Below are 21,713 nucleotides of genomic sequence, written 5' to 3' on the forward strand. Positions count from 1 at the left end.
ACAGTTCTGAACACGTCGGGCCGGAAAACTAGCGAATAGGACAACGCTTATTTCTTGCCACTCAGCCGGTTAAGAATATTGCTGATAAAGGCGTCGTCGATGCCTAAAGTACGTTTGATGGAGGTATAGGTCGCCACCATTTTTTTGTCGAGCCAGATCAGAATGGCTTTGGCACCATCTTCTGGTCGGGCTTTGTAGTTGGTAGCCCGCAGGGTTGGCGTTACGGTTTCTTCGGTGAAGTAGTAGAGTGCTATCGACTTACGGGTCATATCGTCGGGACACAAAATTGGATCGGGCAGGCCGTGATACGAATCTTCATCGGTATTGAAGATCACGCAGCGGTTAAAGATCGGTGCTATTTTCTGAACGACACCTTTCATCTGGCGATCCCAGAGTTCGAGATCACCCCGATATTCGGGTTTCCAGTCGTGGTTGAGGTAGATAAGCAGATTTACCCGTCGACGCCAGTTGCGCTTGTGTGGATGTACCGTAAAATCGGCATGAACATTCAGAAAGCCGTTTCGTTTAGACTGGTGCAGGCCACCCCCTTCGAGCGAATCGTCGGGAATCAGGTTTGCAATACCCGTAAGCTGACTCAGATAGGCCACAAACCGGGGTGAGTTCATTTCGCGAATAACGTCCTGAATAGCTGGTGGCAGCAAATCCATTTTGTTCAGCCCGTGTTTTTTTTCGTTGACGTGAACGTAGTGAATCCAGCCAGCATCGCCCACGGCCGGAAAAGCCGCCAGTGCCCGTTCGGCTGCCTGGGGCTCCAGAAAATTTTCCAGCGCAATATGCGGATAAGGCTGGTTTTGTTGATACCGTTGAGCATCGGCAGGTAGCGTCGCCTGCCAGCGATCGTAGTCGAAGAGCGTATCGGCCGTGGTTGTATTCATACCGCAAAGGTAATTGTTGAATGGGGCTGTTCATAAGGAAACTGTTTTATCTGGAAAAAGATTGCGTCGGAAATACGATATTCGCGACGAGAAATGAGTTTTCAGTTTTCAGTATACAGTTTACAGTTTTTAGTGCTCCGCAGGAGAGAAATCCCTGGTCAGGCGGAGCACTGAAAACTGTAAACCATATGCCGAAAGCTATAAACTATAAACTTCCTTCTTATGCTTCCGAATCATCGATTTACCAGCCTCCCGGCTTATGCTCAGTTACAGGCTCATTACGAAAGCCTGAAAGAACGTCACCTGCGCGATCTGTTCGCCGAAGATGCCGGGCGTTTTTCAACGTTTACGCGGCAGTTTGAGGACATCCTGCTCGATTTTTCGAAGAACCGGATTACCAGCGAAACGTTTGGTCTGCTGTTGCAGCTTGCCGAACAGGCCGGACTTGCCGAAGCCATAGGCAAGATGTTTTCGGGCGATAAAATTAACCGTACCGAAGATCGGGCTGTGTTGCACGTGGCGTTGCGGAATCGCTCGAACACACCGGTGCTGGTCGACGGTAAGGATGTGATGCCCGACGTTAATGAGGTATTGGCACACATGAAAGAATTTTCGGAGCGGGTTCGGTCGGGTGAGTGGAAAGGCTATACGGGCGAAGCGATCACCGATGTTGTAAATATTGGCATTGGCGGATCGGACCTGGGTCCGGTGATGGTTACGGAGGCTCTGAAACCCTACGCCAGCCCAAACCTGCGCGTTCATTTTGTGTCGAATGTCGATGGGGTACATATTTACGAGACCCTCCAGACCGTAAAGCCCGAAACAACGCTATTCCTGATTGCGTCCAAGACGTTCACTACGCAGGAAACCATGACCAACGCTCAAACGGCCCGGCAGTGGTTTCTGGAAACTGCCGGAGATGAAAAAGCCATTGCTAAACATTTTGCTGCACTGTCGACCAATCAGGCGGCTGTCGAAAAGTTTGGTATTGATCCGGCCAATATGTTCGGTTTCTGGGACTGGGTTGGCGGACGATACTCGCTCTGGTCGGCCATTGGTTTGTCGATAGCGTTGTATGTTGGATACGATAACTTCGAAGAATTGCTGGAAGGTGGCCACGCCATGGACTTGCATTTTCGCGATACACCGGCCGATCAGAGCCTGCCGGTTATACTAGCGCTGGTTGGAATCTGGTATAACAATTTCTTCGGTGCGCAAACCGAAGCTATTTTGCCCTACGACCAGTACATGCATCGGTTTGCGGCCTATTTCCAGCAGGGCGATATGGAAAGCAACGGTAAATCGGTTGATCGGGAAGGCAAACCGGTCGATTACCAGACCGGGCCGATCATTTGGGGTGAACCCGGTACCAACGGACAGCACGCATTTTACCAACTGATTCACCAGGGAACGAAATTGATCCCCTGCGATTTTCTGGCTCCGGCTATCAGCCAGCGACCCATTGGTGAGCATCACAAAATTCTGCTGGCCAACTTCTTTGCGCAGACCGAAGCCCTGATGAATGGAAAAACCGCCGACGAAGCCGCCGAAGAGTTGCGTAAGTCGGGTAAGAGTGAAGAAGAAATCGCCTTTCTGACTCCGTTTAAGGAATTTTCGGGCAATCGGCCTACCAATTCGATTCTGTTCAAGAAACTGACACCCCGTACGCTGGGTAGCCTGATTGCGCTCTACGAACACAAAATTTTTACACAGGGCGTTATCTGGGATATTTACAGCTTCGACCAGTGGGGTGTTGAGCTTGGCAAACAGCTTGCCAGCCGTATTTTGCCTGAACTACAGAACGATGCCCCCGTAAGCACACATGATAGCTCTACAAACGGTCTGATCAACGCATTCAAGAAAATGCGGAACGAATAGCAGCCTGTGTGCCGACACTCCGCTGGATAGTTTTCAAATTGGGCTAAACAGCATAAAGCGTCAAATTGAAATAATCTAAAAACATTGTTCGTAATTGGGCTGTTAATGGGGTGTAACTTCGGTTGCGCCCTTTTTTTATACAAATCAACGTTATAGGAAATATCATGAAAACTCAACTTACACTGCTGGCAGTTAGCCTGCTCGGTGTTGGCTTTACGAACGGACAAAGTACGACGAATACAACATCGACAACCACAACAACGTCGACTTATAGTGTTGCGCCGGTAACTGACACAACCAGCACATCGACCAATCCGTCAACCAACACGTATTCATCAACGCCTACGACCATGTCGACGGACAACTCGTCGAATATGAACAACTCCAATAGCACCTATTCGACAACGCCAACAACGAACAGCTACAACGGCTCGACAACCACAACAACGTCTACCGAAACCTATACTACCCGAACCGCTAGAGAGAAGAAGACTAAAGATTATAAAAACTTTGCCTTTGGAATCTATGCTGGTTTAAACACGACCCGGTTTAAAGGTGAAGATGTGAACGGCGACCGTCTGACAGGCCGACTTGGGTATCAGGCGGGGTTTTTCGTTCGGGGTGGCGGTCGCTTATATGGACAGGTAGGTGCTGAATATTTTGCATCCAGTTCCAACTATTTCACGGCTGGCGATGGCTCTAGTGTGAGCCAGATTGAGGATAAGATTAATATCGAGTACGTTCAGATTCCGGTTTATATAGGCTACAAACTGCTTGAATCGGATCGGGGAATTTCGGCGGTTCGTTTGCAGGTTGGGGTCGAATATGCCAATCGGATCAATTCGAACAGCAACTCGTTTAACCTGAGTAATTCTGAAATTAAAAGCGGCACCTTTAACGGACTCGGGCAACTAGGTTTCGATATTGGCCCGTTGCTGATCGATTTAACCTATCATTATGGCTTCGGAAATTCGATTCAACCCGTTATGGCAACCGGATTTGCCGGATCGCAACGCCGGATTCTTAGTGCAAGCGTAGGCTTCAAATTCTAATTGGCCAATTCCTTTATCAGCAAAGGGAGCCATTTCCTCACCGAAATGGCTCTTTTTTATGGTCATTAGTAGTTTGCCATTGGTCAGTTGTCATTTGTTTACCAATTGCTACTGACCAATGACTGATGACCAGCAACTATTGAGAAATACCCGAAACATTCAACACGGGCACATGGTTGTAAAAATATACAGGCTAGATGCCTATACTCAACTCAACAGCTTATGAAAAAATCAGTTAACGCAATTTTATTGCTGGCAGGCGTATGCAGTGCCGGGTTGGCACTCGGTCAGCAAAATTCCTACTACAATCGATACGATCAGGATTATCGGCAGGATTATCGGCCATCGCGCCGGTATGAACAGAGCCTGGACGATCGGCTCGATGAACGACGAGAGTACAATCGGCGCAGTGACGAAAACCGCCGGTACGACAATCGCTATGAGGAGCAGATGGGCCGCCGGTATTCGGCTCCCATGTACACTGGTCACGAGCTGAGCCAGGCCTACGACGAAGGCTACGAGGATGGTCGGCGCAGTGTGGCAGTTGAAGAGCGTAAAGAGCATAAAGAGAACTACAAAAACTTTACGTTTGGGCTGTATGCCGGAGCCAATTCAACCCGTTTCGAAGGCGAAGATGTTCAGGGGAACAAACTCAGCGGACGGTTAGGCTATCAGCTAGGTTTCTTTGTGCGGGGTGGTGGTCGCGTGTATGGCCAGATTGGTGCCGAATACCTGACATCCAGTTCTGATTTTTATCAGGCTGGCGATGGTAGCACAATCAGCGATATTACTTCCAATGTCGACCAGAAGTATATTCATGTTCCTGCCTACATTGGGGTGAAAGTTGCTCAGTCGGATCGGGGTATCTCAGGCGTTCGGATTCAGATTGGTGCCGAATACGCAGCGCCACTAGGGGTGAATAACAACGCCTTCAATTTTTCGCAGAGCGATTTTGCGGCTGCTACGGTCAATGGCCTGGCTAATATCGGGTTCGATGCGGGCCCATTGTTCCTCGATTTTGTGTATCACTATGGTTTTGCAGATGTGCTTAATAATGTGAGCAATACCAAACGCCGGATTTTGGGTGTCAATTTAGGGGTGAAGTTCTAAAAACGATACTCCGCCAGACAAGAGTCGATAGCCGTCAGGTAATAGTCGTAAGTTTGCTGTCAGATACCAGCAAGTGGCTATTGGCCGACAACTATCGACTTTTTTTATGAATACGCTATTCCCCATTTTCGTAAAAGCCGAGCATCTGCACCTCCTGATTGTGGGTGGCGGCTATGTCGGTTTAGAGAAAGCGTCGGCCGTGCTCGGCAACGCTCCCGATGCCCGAGTTACCCTGATTGCTCCCCAGATTCGGGACGAAATTCGCGAACTGGCTCGTCAGCATCCCAAACTGGAACTGATTCAGGAGCCATACCACGAATTGTTTCTTTCCGGCAAAGATCTGGTCATTGTTGGCACCAACGATAAGGCCGTAAATCGACAGGTGCAGGCGGACTGTAAACGGCAACGGATACTAGTAAACGTAGCCGATACACCCGATCTGTGCGACTTTTATTTGAGTTCAGTGGTTAAGAAAGGCGATCTGAAAATTGCGATTTCAACGAATGGGAAGTCGCCAACGTTTGCCAAGCGATTTCGGGAAGTGCTGGAAGATATTCTGCCCGATAGCTTACAGGAAACTCTCGATAACCTGACCGCCATCCGCAATCAGCTTAAAGGCGATTTCGTGCAGAAAATGGAGAAACTAAATGAGATTACGAAGGTGTTGAAATGAGCACATAATGCACCAACGCTCATGAATATTCTGGCTATCTCGGGTAGTTTACGACTTTCTTCGACTAACACGCGGCTATTGCGCGCCATCATACGGCTGGCTCCGGCTGGTGTTACAATTACGCTCTACGATAAACTGGGCGATATTCCTCCCTTCAATCCTGATCTCGACAATGAGCAGGTTGCTACCGCCGTTACCGATTTTCGGGCCAGTCTGCAAGCCGCCGATGCACTCCTGATTTGCAGCCCCGAGTATGCACATGGCGTGTCGGGAGTCCTGAAAAATGCGCTGGACTGGATAGTAAGCAGTGGCGAGTTTATGAACAAACCGGTTGGCGTCATCAATGCATCGCCCCGATCGTTGTTTGCACATACGTCACTGATTGAAACGCTGACGGTGATGATGGCTAACGTTGTTCCTGAGGCTTCGCCCGCTGTGTCGGTGGCCGGCCGCTCGCTCGATGAAGATGGTATTCTGGCAAATGAAGAGTTGGTAAATAGCCTGCGCAGTGCAGTTGGGGCATTGGTGGGCGCTGTTGCCGTAAGTCAAAATATTTGTAGGAAATAAATCTACTAAAATTATATACTATAAAACAATGCTGTTTATTTTCTAATTGAGGCCAACTTAATAGAGAGGATATAGTAAAAAAAGACCGGCTCCGTATGCAGAGCCGGTCAGATCGATTTAGATATAGGGGATATCATAACTAATTAGAGCAATAAGCGGCACGTCGGCTTGGTGAGAAATGGAGGTTATTAAATTGATGAGCGAAGCTGCCATGCAAAAGACAGTCAGCACAATCCAAAGCCTCTTGTCTGGTTTATTATTCATTGTTTTAGTTGTTTAAGTATGATAAAAAATTTGGGTAACATCAACGAATAGCAGATAGACTATGTGCGAGCAGACCAGTGCAAAAAAATGTAGCCAGAATTCGTGCATAGGTTTTTTAGGTTCGGACTGTTCTGATTTTCTAGCTGATCGTTTGTTCGAAAAAATGTCAGAGACCTGAGAAAATGTTGATTTTGAATTTGAGGTTTTCATCGTATTGGAATTTTGAAGTTTGTAGAAGCAGGTATTTCCCGCCTTCCGAAGGTAAATATGTCAAAGAAACACAATTGATGTCAAGCTTTTTTGCAGAATTTTTTATTGGAATTATGTTGATTTTAGTTTTTTTATTGAAAAAGAAATTGCTTTAACGAAATTATATTTTGGAGAATCGTATATGGTAGATTGGTTTTTCAACAAAGGATTTTGGAAAGGAAACTGTTTTTTTGGCATACCATAGTCTATTTTTGGTATTGCCAAATTTTTGAATAGTTTTGTTGAATCCACAAAACAGACTATTCAATCTTCAAATGTTCAAATCAGATTCGAAATCAAAGCTGTCCACAATTAGTAATGAAGAGCTTCAACAATTAGCAGAGCTATTAACCCGATTACTGAAAGAATATCGTAATGACCTTACCCAGGTAGATAAGCAACTTAGTCATTTCTCCAATCGTCGGATTGAGCATCCCGATATTAGTAGTAATGCCACTTCGTTCAGGCGTTACATTGCTGATATTGCTACCTATCTAAAAACGCAAGGTTTATCGCTTATCACTCCATATCCGGATGATTGGATTGAAAAATATCGTACAAAACCAGGAAAGAAAGAGGGTGACCTTCAAGGGAGAAATTTATTGAAAAAGAACTGGCTTAAAGGGTATTTGCTTGATCTGATGGATTGTTTTTTCGAAGTAAAGCAAACCGAATCTAGTCAGCTTGAACTGAAAAAACCGCAGCCATACTGTACATTCAATGTGTACTTCTGGCATTGGCTCCGGCGTACAAAGCGAGAAAAGGAACTGCTTGGTCAGGTCATGGAAGGTAATCTGACCATTATCGGTAACTGGATCACAGCCAGATTTTCCTATCAAACACCTGACGGTAGGGCAATCGCTTATGAGGGACCTATTGAGTTACGTAATGAAACGATATCTGGAACCCATGGCGCAACCGAAAATCACCGTACCTATTATCTCTCCCTTTCCGAAACTACCGATAGGCCAGGCGAAGCGGATAAATTGATGGTAGTGTTTACTGTTCAGAATAATCATGCTGACAATACTGTACTGACGGGTACGTTTACAAGTGCTGATTTGGCTCAAGGGTATCCGGCTATGGGACGTATATTTTTGATTGCTGATGAATTACTTAAATTACCCGAGGATGCATTACCTGAAAAACAGCAGGAAGTGCAGAGTTTAATATCGTTTGCGCGAACGTATGTGGCTTATCAGACACGCTTGCTGCGCCCTAGCTCATTTGCAACTCTTGACGAAATTCCCGGCTTTTTACTTTGGCGAGAATCTGTAGCATTGTTTAGCCAACCCCTGCATGGTTATTTTTTTAAAGCCATCCAGCGGGACGATCCTGCTGATGCTGAGCGGGATATGGTTCATTTTATGCTAAAAGTTAATGCTGTGGTAAATTCCGATCAGCCTAGCCAGGCTATTATTGAATATGATAATCCTCAAACTAATCCAACGAATAAAGGGTATCTACAGGTCGAAGCTACCGAAGGACATGGGCGAAGGGTGTTTCGGGGTGAATTCGATTTTATGCCCGAGCAGAATAGGTTCCGTTTCCAAATTTTGTTTGCTAAATCGCCAGATAGTGAATGGTACTTTGGGGCTATTATGGGGCAAAATCGTAATCGTCAGAAGTTATTGCTAGGGCGCTTTGCATTACGAAAAGATCCACTTGACAGCAAATGGCTGGCAAGTGATAAAATCGGTGAACTCCTGCAATATGATCGGGCATTAGCTAATTTTTTGCTCGAAGTTAGCCAACATATCCCAACCGAAACACTCCCATTGTATCAGCATATTGGTTGGCCTCATTTGCCGCGTCCTCATCATACACCCGAGGAATTGCATTTTGCCCGAGAATTGGCAGGTGATTATATATGTTTTGCGCTTATCCGCAAGAATCACCGAAACGATAATTATAGAATTGCTGGCTATCCGCTGAAAATTCATCCTGATGGACGATTGATAATGAAGTTTGAGAAGCGAAAGAAGCCCGATGAGAGTGAATATACCATCGAATATTATGGCCGTGCTTTTAATAATACTGGTACTGACAGGCTATTTCTTTATTTTGATTCGCGTCGAGAGGGAAATGATAAGAAGACATTTCATTTAAGTATGTATTTCAAAGTTCAACCCAGTAGCTCTATTACTACGGCATTTGGAGTATCGAGTCGTTTTGCGCACACTGAAGATATGCCTGAAGCAAGGATGGAAGTACTAGTAAGCCTAAAGGATATTGATCTTGAAAAGATAAAATTAAAAGAGTATGATATATACCGTGAATATGATCCTTTTTTAGAGAAAGACCTGACAGACCTAAAGGAAATTGAGCCTGGCTTACCATTTTATCTTGCCGGTCGGCTAAATCGTCTAGTATTGCCAAATTCAAAACTGAGACCCAATCGCGAGATCCCGACTCGTCAGGACCCCTTTCGTACATTGCATATTAAAGCGGCATTATATGAGATTATGAATCGCTATGGCAAGGTATCTGACTGTATTTCACTACTCAAAGAGAGTTACCGCCATGGTTATGGAACGGAGAAAAACGACATCCGTGAGCTGCAGAACAAAATAAATGATGAATCGTTCAGGATTTTTTTTAATAAGAGAAAGCCAGCCGAGCAGAAAGAAATCAGGGATGAACTAGCCGCTTTATGGGGAGTAACAATTGAACTGTTGCCCGCTAAATGAAGACAACTTTTCGTTAAATACGATCTGGTATGCAGCTATCTAGCCAGAATATAACTGCCACAATAAAGAAAAGAAATGACGACAGGGTTTTAGCTTATTAAACTAAAACAACCCTTTGCCGAAAAGCTGACCCAATGATACGGGTTCGTTGTGTAGAATGAAAAAATAGATCAGACCCGCCAGCACCAGATAGCTGATTGCCAGCCACTTTTTCTTTTGGGCAAACTCGACCGGATGATGGTAGTAGTCGTAAATCATGGAGGCCGACAGGCCCATAACCATCAGAAAGAACGAGAACACCCCAAAATCTGTTCGATACATGCTCACTGAATGCATAAAACGGGCACCCGACACAATGTAGAGCAACCAGCAGGCGAAGCCAGCCCGGTAGAGGTATACACTCAGTCGCCTGTCATTTTTGAGGTCGAAAAGGTCGTCGGTGAATTTCTCGGACATGATTTGGGTTGTTTGGTTTTAGAGTTCACCCTGCGGTGAATTTACAACTTATAAGCTATTAACGCAAAAAGTACTATGCTTGATTCACAACCAGTTGACGCTATAGAAAAATTTAACACAATGCAAATCGAACTCGTTCGGGTCGACGATGCCTTTCATTTTGAGGCCATTGGCACATCCGGCGTAAAGCAGCATATCGACGGCGCAACGGATATTGGTGGTCATAATGCAGGGGCCAGGCCTATGGAAATGCTGTTGATGGGGCTGGCAGGCTGCACGGCAATCGATGTCATCCTGATCCTTCAGAAGCAAAAACAGGTGATCGAGGATTTTCGGCTGAAGGTGGATGGGCTGCGCGAAAAAGGCGCTACACCGGCCCCGTTCAAAAAAATACATATCACCTATTTATTGAAAGGTCAGTTGGATTCCGATAAAGTGAAGCGCGCCATTGACCTGTCGATGGATAAATACTGCTCGGCAACGGCCCAGTTTCGTCCGTCGGCCGACATTACCTACTCCTTCGAGGTGGCGTAATTTTTGCATAAATTTCACATGAGTACGTTATTGACTCGTAACCACTAACATTTGTACGTACCATGAAAAAAATGCTGCTTGGCCTGGCACTGCTGACCACCCTAACCACCGTTTCGTTTGCCGGATCGACTCACAAAGAAAAAAAGAGCAAAACGAAGGCAAAGAACGGCTGCTGCACCCAGAGCGGGCATGCCTGCTGTGCAAAAAAAGCAAAGCTGTAGTACCTGTTTACCTGCTGATTCCCGACTAGCTATGTATTCACCGGTAAGGGCATAGTTGGTCGGGAATTTTTATTATGCATAACATGCCATAACGTTGGTCGAAAACTATTTTCAGTAGGTCTTTACTGGATGAGTCCTTATGGATACTGATATAGCTGTAAAAAGAACGTCTTGAGAGTAGTTCAGAAAGTTTAAACAGTCTCACGGTTAACCCTTTAATAAAACGATGAATTACCTGCATTTTCGAAATATTCTATTGGGTCTGAGTCTTTTATGTGTAACCACCTATAGTGACGCCATCACCCCGCCATTACCTGCAAAACCAACCTTAACGATGCAGAAAACAAAACGGGCCGACGGCTGGCGGCAATTGTTTAATGGCAAAGATCTGACGGGCTGGAAACACGTAGGAGAAGGTAGCATGTCGGTCGAAAACGGGATGATTCGCGGTCACGGCGGTATGGGGCTACTCTACTGGACAAAAGAAAAATTCAGCAACTGCACCATTCGGGTTGTATACCGCATGGAGAAAGAAAATAGTAATGCGGGGGTCTATATCCGCATCCCTATTGAGCCCCGCGAAGCATGGATGCCGGTTCACTATGGCTATGAAGTGCAGATTGACAACCATCCCGAAACATCGGATGAAGACGAATACCACGTTACCGGAACCTTATATTCGTTGTCGAAACCGCTGGCCAAACCCGGCAAGCCTGGTCCTGAATGGAACACAATGGACATTACGCTCGATGGACCACGCACGATCATTTATGTAAATGGCGTAAAAGTGACCGACTATACGGAAGGCCAACCTGTGCCCGAACGTAAGTTCGACTTCGAACCCTACCGTGGCCGACGCCCCGATGCGGGTTATATCGGTCTACAGAATCATGGCGAACATGATGTTGTGTTCTTTAAAGAAGTTGCTGTAAAACCGCTGGCAAAGAAATAAGTGGCTCGTCTCTAACAGCCTCTTGCTGTTAGAGACGAATCTACTCCGACTTTTTGACGCTGAAAATGGCTCGCTGAAACCCGGTTTTACCATCGCGGCAGAGGGCGTTCATTTCGATCAGATACAAACCCGCCTGATCGGAGGTGTAGAAATCGACTCTGCTTTTCCCCTGCTGATCGGTTCGTAATGACGGATTCCAGTATAGCAGCGTACGGGCATCGGGTAATCGGCTGCTTTGTTGTTTTGGCGTGTCGTAGCGGGGAGCATAAAACTCTCGTTGTAGTTGCAACCCTTCGTAGTCGAGTTTGAGTAGATTCGCGTCGAGCGGAAAACCGGCCAGATCGCCTTTGTAGGTCATATAACTGACAATACCGCTAAACAGAGCTGTTCCAAGTAGATAGCGATTCGTCACCACATCCAGTTTCTGTATTTTTAGTGGGCTGAACGCCATTACTTTATCCGTGTTAAAAACCGGTACGCCATCCAGCAACACGAGGGGTTCTTCATCAAAAAACTCGCGATAGGGTAAGTTAGGTACATATAACCGGAAATGCCCCTGGCGTTTGCGGGGTTGTACGCCCAGTACATACTCGCGGAGCACATCTTCCATGGTAGGGAAACGGGTATATGCATCCAGTATATACGATTCGCCCGCTGCACCGTAGAAGGCTGCGCTGTCGACCTTCGGATACCGATACCGAAGCGACTGATCGCCCCAGTAGGTATTTTGAAGCTGCATCGCTACACTCCGGCTCAGCACGTTTTCGGCTTTCTGCTCATCGACAAACAAAGGGGGTAAACTCATTACGGCAGCCTGCTCAGAAAAGGGATTGTCGAGGGTTAGTTTATAGAGGCTGTCCTGTGGATTGGTTTGCGCAATTACGGTTTTAGGACCATAAAAATCACGCAGTTCATATCGAATTCGACCGGTCGAATCACTTCGCGAAACGAACAGACGAACGGGTTTGCCCGGTGCCGACAGATACGTGAGGATATTGGGTACGGGAGCGCCAGAAACGGGGTTCGTTACGCGACCCTGAACCAGCAGACCGTTATAGTCGGGGACGAATCGAAAACTAGCTGGCGGGTTGGCTAAAACCGTTTCCCATTTGAACCGACGCCAGCCGTGGGTGAGCATCAGGTTGTCGGCCGCGCTTCGAATCTCCTCGGTTTCGGGCTGAACATAATACGCTGGCGATTCAATAGCTCCCTGTAGGTCGGACGATAGCCAAAAATAACTCAGAATATCGGTGGTCTGGAACGTCGATAGGGAGTCTAGCCGGTAAACGGCTACCGACATATCGGTAGGTACCATTGAGGAAGCCTGAACGGTAGCATCGAGGGTTACCTTGCTGCGATAGGCATAGCTGTTTTGATCGGTTTTGAGCGACAGGGCAAGCGCATCGGGTCGCTTAAAATATAGTCGTTCGCAAAGCGGTTTGCGATTGGCATCGAAAACGGTCAGGTGCGAAATGCCCTCGCCCAGCGTTTTGCGGTCAATCAAAAAAGTTGTTTCCTGCTGGATGGGTCGCATTTCTGCCGCTTTGATAACCTGTCGGGTGTGGGCCAGTAAATAAACCGACGACGCCGTAGGAAGATTGGTTCGGATCGTAATCCGGAGCTTACCGTCAGCAGTTTCGTCGAGGTGCATGGTATAACCCTGCTCATAGATGGTGGGCAAGGCCTGTGTGGCCATGTTGCCTTTTGTGTCGTCCACAACTATCCGGTAGATGGTGTTGCCTGCTGGCGTAAACGAAAAGCGGCCCATGCCAAATTTGACCGTGCTGAAGCTGGCCACGGTGTCGTTTTGAGCAGTCAGGAGCCAGCCTTTGGCATTCAGCCCATGACCGTTGGCGTCGGCAACTTTAAACCCAACAGTAGCGGGTAATCCCTGAACCAGATTACCGCCTTCTGGAAACAACTGAACGGTGTAGGCCGATGTAGGTTTGGGGGCCGACTGCTCCAGCGGTTTAAATGGATTGATGATCGACAGCGGCTGCTCAAAAAAATAGGCAGGGCTGAAATTTCGCATCCAGCTTGTGTAGGCCCGCAGCAGGTAATTACCCGAGTTGATCGAAGCTGGCAGAAATAAACTACCGTCTCCTCCGCCGGTTGTCAGCGAAACTTTCGTTTGCAGGACTGGCTTATGATCGGTGTCCAGCAGTTCAACATAAGCAACCTTACTAACCGAAAGTGGCCGATGAAACGATCCGTCGACGTACGCTACGTTAAACCAGATTGTTTCGCCCGTGAAATGGAGTGGCTGATCGATATGTAGAAATAGCTTTTCCTGAAGTGTTTGCTGGCGGTAGCTATCGAACGACTGGGCAATCGTGTTAGCCGGGACGGCCTGACCGTATGCCCAAAGGCTGTTTAGCAAAAGCAGCAGGAGTAGTAACTGTTGTTTATAGGTCGTGTGCATCGGAAGGTTCACGTCAAAACTACTGGTCCCAAAAATCGGGTTTGGTGGTTACACCACCGCGCAGGCGGCAGTCGAGGCAATCGTATGAGGAGGTGAAATAGAATCCGGGTTGATATTCACTGATCACTCCGGTTGGTTCCTCAAGCAGATCGCTTAGGCTCATGGTATCCATCACACAACTTCGATTTCCGTCCAGCGTAAGCCAGGGCGGCAGTTGAAATTTGTTGATGAACCGACGAGTCGTTGCAACCGTACCGACCCGGAAAAATCCCATAACGGGCTCGTTTGGATTAGCCGTTGCGTGGATATTTCCCATAATCTGCGAGGGTTGCGGATCGAAAATCGAGCCTACGCTCTGGGTTATTTTGGCCAGTTGATCGTAGTAATTGTAGGCTTCTTCGGTAAGTGCATATTGGTTGACCTGAATGCTGTAGCGAATACTAAGTTTGGTGGAGGAACCCGGAATGAAAATTAATGGCCGCTCACTGATAATGTCCTTACTCAATCGGATCGACGAGCTTACCAGAATTGTTTTGTCGACGCCACTGCCCCAGCACTGAAAAACCGATTCGCTACGCGGAATAATTCGACTGTTAATTAGCTCCAGCGTTGAATAAAAAGCGGCTGTGTATTCCCAGGTTTCGTTGAAATCCCAGCGATAATAGCGGGTTTTGTTGGTTGGATCGTGCGTGTTGACATTGATCTGGACACCCTCATTTTCAACGTGCCAGCTTATACTGTCGATGGGGGGCGTGTTCACTACCGGAACAAAATCGGAAAGGTATTCAACACCCTGAGCCGTACGGATGCGCAACCGGTAGGTTTCGTTCGACTGAGGTGCAATGCCCGATAATGTATAGGTTCCGTTGGCACCTTCCTGTAGCCTATAGCTCGCCTTATTATTGCTTTCGATGGTTACCTGTGCTTTGGTTTCAACAACAGGCGCTTTGGTATTGGTCAGGTTCTGCGTGCGCGAGAGTTGAATGGTACTCGTAGTGCCGGGAGCACTGTTAATGAATCCACTAACAACCAGATAACTACCCGGAGAGGCTACTTCGGGCGGTCGATACGGATCAACGCAGCTACCGAGCGCCAGCAGCATGAGCCAGATGAACACTTTCCTTAAAAACGTACGATTTATACGAATGCTTTCCCAGCTATATGCCTGTTCTTTCATGGGTTAGAATCTGAAATTGTACGTGATGGATGGGATAGGCTGGCCAAAGATGGATAACTTATACCCATTGATAACGCCATTCTCCGATTTGAAATAGACCGAATAGACATTGCGCCGACCGGTCAAATTATAGACCGAAACGGTCCAGGAGCTATGCGCCAGCTTGCGGACTTTGTGGTTCCCTTCGATGTTCATGGCAAAATCGGCGCGATAATAGTCGGGAATTCGGTACTGGTTTCGGTCTGAGAATAACAGTCGTTGGGAGCCATCGAGCGTGTATTTGGCAACAGGAAGCGTAATGGGCCGACCGGTGCTGTAGGTGAAATTCAGCGAAAGGCTAAACCGGCGATTGATTTTGTAATTACCGATCATTGTTACATCGTGCGGCTTATCGTAATTACTCGGATAATAGTTACCCTGATTGATCGTCTCACCATTGCTCTGGTCGGTGGTGCGCAGCAGTGTGCGGGCGTAGGTGTAGCTTAGCCAGCCGTTTAACTTGCCGGTCGACTTTTTGATCAGAAACTCAATACCGTAGGCCAGCCCCTGCGCATTGACCACGTCGGTTTCAATATGGTGATTTAACAACAACACCGCTCCACTTCGGTAATCGAGCCGATTCTGCATGGTTTTGTAGTAGACTTCCACCGATGTTTCGATGGTGTTGGTGCGGTTATTTCGGTAAAACCCAAGTGCATACTGATCGCCAATCTGCGGCTTGATGTTCGGATCGCTTAGTTTCCAGATATCGGTTGGCGAAATAACGGTGGTGTTGGAAAGCATTTGAATGTACTGCCGCATTCGGTTAAAACTGGCTTTGATGGAAGCCGTTGGCGATAATGAATACCGCAATGCCAGTCGATATTCCGGACCGTGATAGGTTTTTATAGCTGCCCTGTTAACATAAACCAGCGTATCCGTAATCGTATTTACCGTCATGGGTTGCCCCGGTATGTACTGATACACCGATTTGGGACCCAGATAAGTATAGGCCGAATAACGCAGGCCACCACTAATCGACAGTTGGTCGGTGATGTCGAATTTATCGCCAATATAGACTGCATTTTCAATACCCTGTTCGTCGGCAACAACATCGGGTACAATCAGCGATTCGCTGCCACGTGGCTGAAAATTGCCCGGCGACAGCTTGTAGTACGTCGAACTAAGCCCAAAATCGACAGCATGACGGTTGGTGGGATAATAATTGAAGTCGGCCTTGAGCTGAGATTGTTTAATGCCAAAATCCAGTTGATAGGCATTGACCGGATTTTTTTCGCTATAGACCTGGTAGTTATAGCCGCTATAGCTTCCCGTAAAAACGCTGTAGAGCTTGTTGTTGATAATGTGTTTCCACTTCAATGTGGCTGCCTGATTCTGATACTGGTAGGTGGTATCGCTATTGAGCCTAAAACGATCACTGCTCAGGTAGCCAGTCAGGTAGAGCGTATTTTTTTCGTTGAAATCGTGCGTAACGTGCAGATTGAGGTCATAAAATGAGGCCTGACTTTTCTGGAATGCTGAATTGGGTAATTGCCGCAAGAGCCAGTCGGAATAGGTCGACCGACCGCCAATAATGAACGACGTTTTGTCTTTCAGTATCGGTCCCTCCAGCATTAGGCGGCCCGTCAGTAAACCAATACCGCCTGAGCCAACCAGTTTTTTCTTGTTGCCATCGCGGGTCTGAACGTCGAGCACCGATGATAACCGCCCACCATAACGCGACGGAATACCACTCTTATAGAGTTCGGCACTCTTGATAATATCGGGGTTGAAGGCCGAAAAAAAGCCAAACAAATGTGATGAGTTATAAATTGTAGCGTCGTTGTAGAGGATCAGGTTCTGGTCGGTGGCTCCTCCGCGCACATTTAGACCCGTAGAACTTTCGCCAACGGATTTTACGCCCGGCAGGGTCAGAATAACCCGTAGCAGATCGGCTTCGCCCAGTGCTGTGGGCACCTGCCGAATGGTTTTGATGTCGACACGCTGCTGGCCCATCTGCATACCCGACACGTTGACGTCTTTTTCGGCTTCAATGACCACTTCTTTTAGTGCAATTACGTCGTCTTCCATCTCAATATCGAGTTTGCCTTCCGAATACAGAACAATCCGGCGCTGGGTATCTTTCATGCCAATACTCCGTAGTTTCAGACTGTGCCGACCACGGGGCAGGGTGATGGAATAATAGCCAAACTGATCTGTTACGGTGCCCATACGTGGGTTTTCGATGTAGACAGCCGCTCCCACAATGGGTTCGCCCGAGGCCACGTTCCGCACCGATCCGGCAAGTGTGGCCCGCCCCGGTCGGATGGGGTTAGTACGTCGACCAATTTCGTAGAGCTTACTTTCGGTTTCAATTCGTTTTTTTGCCCCTTGCGTCATATAGTCGTTGAGGGCCGAATCGCCATTGGCAGTACCAGCTCCGCCGTGGAAAAAACCAATAGGTAATTCGGTTCGTATTGGGCGGTCGAGGGTTATGTAAACTCGTTGTTGATGATCGATGGAATAGTAGTACTTACTGCCCTCGAAAAGCTGACGAAGAACCGTGTGGAGCGGTTGATTGGTCACTTGCAGATTGACAATCAGGCTGTCGACATCGCGGGTGTTGTAAAAGAACCGGTAGGGCGTACGGCTCTCAATTTGTCCGGCAAATTGGTCAAAGTGCAGGTTTGAAAAATCTCCGCTGATGGGAACTTCGTGCGTCGATTGCCCCAAGGTATACGTGCCGATACAACTCAGGCAAAGAACCAGCCAAAAGATTCGATAGAGTTGGTTCATGCTCAGTGAGTTAGTTTTTCATATTGCTTTACGATTGCCGTAATAGTCTTTTCGCGCTGGGCTTTGAACTTTAAGTGATTTGCCCGGATGTATTTTCGAAGCGGACCTTTCTGGTCGGGGAAGAGTGCAAATACCGATCGCTTTTGCCTTATTTCATGATAAGTCCCATCCTTATAGATGAAATAGCGATCTCTGGCAATGTACGTTCCCCGATATACGCCACTGGAGAGATCTTCCTGAACGGTTTTAATGTGCCGGGCCAGAAATTGAATTTTTCCGTCGTATAAAATCTGATAAAACCCCGTTCGAACGCCCGCCAGACTGTCGCCAGTGATGCGTTTGAACTGGTATGGGCCTAACGAAAACGAAGTTACCTGTTCACTGTGAGGCCGGGCGCGATAGGGGCTTCGGGGGAGCTGAATAGCCAGCTCATCCCGAACAATATCGTAGAGCATCAGTACCCGATCGTAAGACAGTCCATTGTAAGTAATTGATCCCGATTGGAGCGTGTCGGAGTTGAAATAAGGATGGATTTTTATCCGTCTATCGTGCGGAATGTATTCGTGTCCGTTATACAAATGCGGTTTTTCGCGGAGCGCATTTGTGTATAACGCAATGGCCTGCTGCTGCGCTGCCGCCAGCACTGTGCTATCGGCAGCCGCGAATTGACCAAAAGCAGTTGAACCAGTAAGGATGGATATGGTAAAAAAGAGTAAATAAGGCATACGCTCTGATTGACGGGATGCAGGACTAGTTTTATCGACAGGATTAACAGGATGATTCTACTTAACTAAAACGCATGGAAATCATGCTGATTCTGTCGATAAAGCTTGTCTTACACCTGATTGATGCCTTAAAAATAGATTAATTTTAAATTGTCAATATGATTGTTTTGTAATTTTTGCAAAGAACAGCTTAATCGTTCTGTTGCTGATCCAGGCCTTTTTGCCACGTTTCGCGAATGGCGGGCAATTCGGCTTCAACAATGGTAATATATTCTTCAACAAGTGGCGCCACTTCGTCGATACTTTTGTCGCCTTTTACTAATGCCTCAATCGTTAAGTTTTTTTCGGTTACCCGTTGCAGTCCCATCATCATGGCGGGAGCTTTCTGGGTATGGAGCGTTCGGCCAATAGATGGCACATCTTTGTCGGCCACTGCCTGTTTTAGTAACTTAATTTCCTGGGGAGTTTTGTCGAGATAGATTTCCAGTAATTCCATGGCCAGTTCGGGGTCGTTGCCAACCGAATTGAGCAGCGGTTCAAGAGAAAATACGCCCGAACTTTCGGCAATGGCTGGTTGTGGCGATTCGATAACGGGGGCCGGATGCTCATTTGAAAACCCATAGTGTTTAATCATCCGGTCTAAATCGTCCATCTGAAACGGTTTCGGCAGAAAGTCGTTCATGCCTGCCTGTAAACACTGTTCGCGTTCGCTGGCCAGGGCATGGGCTGTCATCGCAATAATAGGAATTGTGCTTTGGAGGGTGTTGCGGATATGTCGGGTTGTTTGGTAGCCATCCATGATCGGCATCTGAATGTCCATCAGAATCAGATCGAAATGGTTGTCCTGAAGCAGATCGAGTGCCTGCTGGCCATTTTCGGCCAGTTTTGCCGTATAGCCCAGGCGTTTGATGACCTGGAGAACCAGTTTCTGATTCATTGGATTATCTTCCACGGCGAGAATAGTCAGCGATTTTTTTGCCGATTCGGATGGAGACCATGATGGGTCCATGGTTTGCCGAACCGATTCTGGCGCTACCGGATAGGTCAGCTCCAGCGTAAATTCGGAGCCGATACCTGGCTGACTCTCAACGGTAATCCACCCTCCCTGCATCTCAATGAGCGATTTTACAATATTGAGTCCAAGTCCTGTTCCGCCGTAGAAGCGGGTCGTAAAATCGCTGGCCTGCCTGAACCGCTCGAAAATATGAGGCAACATAGTTGCTTCGATGCCGATTCCCGTATCTTTTACCCTAAACTGAACCCGAACCGACTCATGCGTTTCTTCCTGACGGGAAATATAGACCGTTACCGAACCATTTTTGGTAAACTTAATGGCATTACTGAGCAGGTTGAGCAGAATCTGGGTTAGCCGGGTTGGGTCGCCCAGCACGAGTGGTGGCAGGGTTGGATCGATAAAGAAAACCAGTTCCAGGTTTTTATCGGTAGCCGATGGCTGAAGCATCGTTTGCAACGAAACAATGAGCGAACGAATGCTGAACGGAATCGATTCCATCTGGATCATTCCGGCTTCAATCTTCGAGATGTCGAGAATGTCGTTAACAATCGTAAGCAGATTCTTGCCTGCCGTTTGCACCAGCTTTACATACTCGGCCTGCTCGTGGGTAAGAGTAGTTACTTCCAGCAGGTTCGAGAAACCAATAATCGAGTTGAGGGGTGTCCGAATTTCGTGGCTCATATTGGCCAGAAAATTTTCTTTCAGGCGGGCGGCCTGTTCGGCTAATTCTTTTGCTTCTTCCAGCTTTCGTTGCGCCTGTGCCCGCTCGCTAATGTCCATGCTGGTCGAAACAACGTACTGCAATTTGCCTTCAGTATCGAAAACCGGACTGGCGCAGCTCAGTAACTGAATTGCTTTGCCATCAAAACGCAACTCCAGATCATCGACCCAGGCTGTTTTGCCCTGCATGGCCAGATAAGCGGGGCGCTGTTCGGCAGGGTAGGGGGTTCCTTCGGGAAATTTATAGAGTTGAATTTGTTTTAGGATGTCTTCGTAAGAGGTCAGTTTTGTAGCCGCCCCAAACATCGCTGTGGCAGCCTGATTGGCATAATACAAGGTACTATCTTTACTGATCACCATGATCGACACCGGTACGGCTTCCAGAAACTGTTTCAACTGTTGCTCGCTCTGGGCCAGTTGCTGATTTAGCTTCGTTGTATTTTTCAGGGTTCTGAATAACAGATAAATGGCCCAGAGGATCATGGCCAATGCCGCTACAGCTCCAACCAGGCTACTACGGGTGGCATAACTAGCCGACTGCTCACTGGCCGCTGCCCGAACAATCAATAGTTCGTTTTCGACAGCTTCTATTTGCTTGAGCTGATAAGACAACCGGTCGCTGATGAGCATAAATCCCTCAACAGAGTCAAGCCGGGCAAGACCATTGGTTGAAAGCGTAAATAATAATTTACCGTGGGTAAGTTTCTGGCGGAGTAACTGATCGACAACCTGTAGCCGTTTTTGCTGGTGAGGACTGTCGGTAGTAAGCTTCTTGATTTCGCGCAGGCGCTCCACCATTTTCTGAGCGTTTCGGTCGTAGTCGGCCTTAAAAAACGGATTGTTTTGACTTAGCAGATAACCACGCAGATCGTTGTCTAAATTGGTTAAATGCGACTGGATTTGCTGGGTCTTTTGAAGAACCAGATGAGTGTGAATCAGCCAGGTATTCTGCTCAACAATACGCTGAGTAGTTCGCTGCGCATTGATGCCGATCAGAATAGGTATTAGAAGACCAACGGCTAAAATCCAGCCAATTCGTTTTGTAGACTTCATACGCTAAAAGCAGGGCTGGGCTTATTACCAGTTGGTATAAAATCAGTCAGTAAAGTCAGTTTTACAACAATTTAACAAGAAGCCCAACATCAATCAAAAAATGTAGGTGCGGAATCAAAGCCGAATTATACAAAAGATATAAATATAAAATATAGTAAATAGAAAGTTAATTTTCTGATGAATATTAGCCTTGTGTACCATTTTTAGAAATGCGTTGCTAAGACTAAATTAGTAAACGACTACAGAAGGGACTTCGCCGGGCAGGACCCAATAGGCTACCCATA

The 21,713-nt window shown here is 47.2% G+C and carries 16 protein-coding genes; 9 read left to right on the plus strand and 7 right to left on the minus strand.

The window, feature by feature from the left end; all coding sequences use genetic code 11:
* Nucleotides 1-47: 47 nt before the first annotated feature.
* The gene (locus tag WBJ53_RS09495) at nt 48-896 is read right to left on the minus strand and encodes a 2OG-Fe(II) oxygenase (RefSeq protein ID WP_338875850.1); all 849 of its coding nucleotides are present in this window, start codon (nt 894-896) and stop codon (nt 48-50) included.
* Between the two features lie 222 nt (nt 897-1,118).
* Here WBJ53_RS09495 and pgi point away from each other — a divergent pair, with 222 nt between their 5' ends.
* The 6 genes from pgi to WBJ53_RS09525 all read left to right on the plus strand — a co-directional run bounded on the left by pgi (nt 1,119) and on the right by WBJ53_RS09525 (nt 9,379).
* A complete protein-coding gene (gene pgi, locus WBJ53_RS09500) occupies nt 1,119-2,774 on the plus strand; it encodes a glucose-6-phosphate isomerase (RefSeq protein ID WP_338875851.1) in 1,656 nt (551 codons plus the stop codon).
* 164 nt (nt 2,775-2,938) lie between these two features.
* The gene (locus WBJ53_RS09505) at nt 2,939-3,826 is read left to right on the plus strand and encodes an outer membrane beta-barrel protein (RefSeq protein ID WP_338875852.1); all 888 of its coding nucleotides are present in this window, start codon (nt 2,939-2,941) and stop codon (nt 3,824-3,826) included.
* A 222-nt stretch (nt 3,827-4,048) separates the two neighbouring features.
* Complete coding sequence (locus WBJ53_RS09510) at nt 4,049-4,936, plus strand: hypothetical protein (RefSeq protein ID WP_338875853.1); 888 nt, start codon at nt 4,049-4,051, stop codon at nt 4,934-4,936.
* Between the two features lie 106 nt (nt 4,937-5,042).
* Complete coding sequence (locus WBJ53_RS09515; protein ID WP_338875854.1) at nt 5,043-5,609, plus strand: bifunctional precorrin-2 dehydrogenase/sirohydrochlorin ferrochelatase; 567 nt, start codon at nt 5,043-5,045, stop codon at nt 5,607-5,609.
* 21 nt (nt 5,610-5,630) lie between these two features.
* A complete protein-coding gene (locus tag WBJ53_RS09520) occupies nt 5,631-6,176 on the plus strand; it encodes an NADPH-dependent FMN reductase (protein ID WP_338875855.1) in 546 nt (181 codons plus the stop codon).
* A gap of 788 nt (nt 6,177-6,964) precedes the next feature.
* The gene (locus WBJ53_RS09525; protein WP_338875856.1) at nt 6,965-9,379 is read left to right on the plus strand and encodes a hypothetical protein; all 2,415 of its coding nucleotides are present in this window, start codon (nt 6,965-6,967) and stop codon (nt 9,377-9,379) included.
* A gap of 102 nt (nt 9,380-9,481) precedes the next feature.
* Here WBJ53_RS09525 and WBJ53_RS09530 read toward each other — a convergent pair whose 3' ends face one another.
* Complete coding sequence (locus WBJ53_RS09530; RefSeq protein WP_338875857.1) at nt 9,482-9,835, minus strand: hypothetical protein; 354 nt, start codon at nt 9,833-9,835, stop codon at nt 9,482-9,484.
* A 120-nt stretch (nt 9,836-9,955) separates the two neighbouring features.
* Here WBJ53_RS09530 and WBJ53_RS09535 point away from each other — a divergent pair, with 120 nt between their 5' ends.
* The 3 genes from WBJ53_RS09535 to WBJ53_RS09545 all read left to right on the plus strand — a co-directional run bounded on the left by WBJ53_RS09535 (nt 9,956) and on the right by WBJ53_RS09545 (nt 11,542).
* Nucleotides 9,956-10,369 (plus strand): OsmC family protein, encoded by a 414-nt coding sequence (locus tag WBJ53_RS09535; RefSeq protein ID WP_338875858.1) that lies wholly within the window; start codon nt 9,956-9,958, stop codon nt 10,367-10,369.
* A 62-nt stretch (nt 10,370-10,431) separates the two neighbouring features.
* Entirely contained in the window at nt 10,432-10,590 is a 159-nt protein-coding gene (locus tag WBJ53_RS09540; protein WP_338875859.1) for a hypothetical protein, read from the plus strand.
* Between the two features lie 226 nt (nt 10,591-10,816).
* Nucleotides 10,817-11,542, plus strand: a complete 726-nt coding sequence (locus tag WBJ53_RS09545) for a DUF1080 domain-containing protein (RefSeq protein WP_338875860.1) — start codon at nt 10,817-10,819, stop codon at nt 11,540-11,542.
* A 40-nt stretch (nt 11,543-11,582) separates the two neighbouring features.
* Here WBJ53_RS09545 and WBJ53_RS09550 read toward each other — a convergent pair whose 3' ends face one another.
* The 5 genes from WBJ53_RS09550 to WBJ53_RS09570 form a co-directional block, all read right to left on the minus strand.
* Nucleotides 11,583-13,964, minus strand: a complete 2,382-nt coding sequence (locus WBJ53_RS09550; protein ID WP_338875861.1) for a hypothetical protein — start codon at nt 13,962-13,964, stop codon at nt 11,583-11,585.
* 19 nt (nt 13,965-13,983) lie between these two features.
* Nucleotides 13,984-15,141: a DUF4249 domain-containing protein gene (locus WBJ53_RS09555; protein ID WP_338875862.1), complete on the minus strand. Its 1,158-nt coding sequence runs from the start codon at nt 15,139-15,141 to the stop codon at nt 13,984-13,986.
* 3 nt (nt 15,142-15,144) lie between these two features.
* The gene (locus tag WBJ53_RS09560; RefSeq protein ID WP_338875863.1) at nt 15,145-17,916 is read right to left on the minus strand and encodes a TonB-dependent receptor; all 2,772 of its coding nucleotides are present in this window, start codon (nt 17,914-17,916) and stop codon (nt 15,145-15,147) included.
* Between the two features lie 2 nt (nt 17,917-17,918).
* Nucleotides 17,919-18,641, minus strand: a complete 723-nt coding sequence (locus WBJ53_RS09565) for a hypothetical protein (RefSeq protein ID WP_338875864.1) — start codon at nt 18,639-18,641, stop codon at nt 17,919-17,921.
* Nucleotides 18,642-18,831: 190 nt separating this feature from the next.
* Nucleotides 18,832-21,429 carry a response regulator gene (locus tag WBJ53_RS09570; protein WP_338875865.1) on the minus strand — a complete coding sequence of 866 codons (2,598 nt, stop codon included), beginning with the start codon at nt 21,427-21,429 and terminating at the stop codon, nt 18,832-18,834.
* Between the last annotated feature and the right edge of the window lie 284 nt (nt 21,430-21,713).

The organism is Spirosoma sp. SC4-14, assembly GCF_037201965.1.
In the GTDB taxonomy this organism is placed as follows: Bacteria; Bacteroidota; Bacteroidia; order Cytophagales; family Spirosomataceae; genus Spirosoma.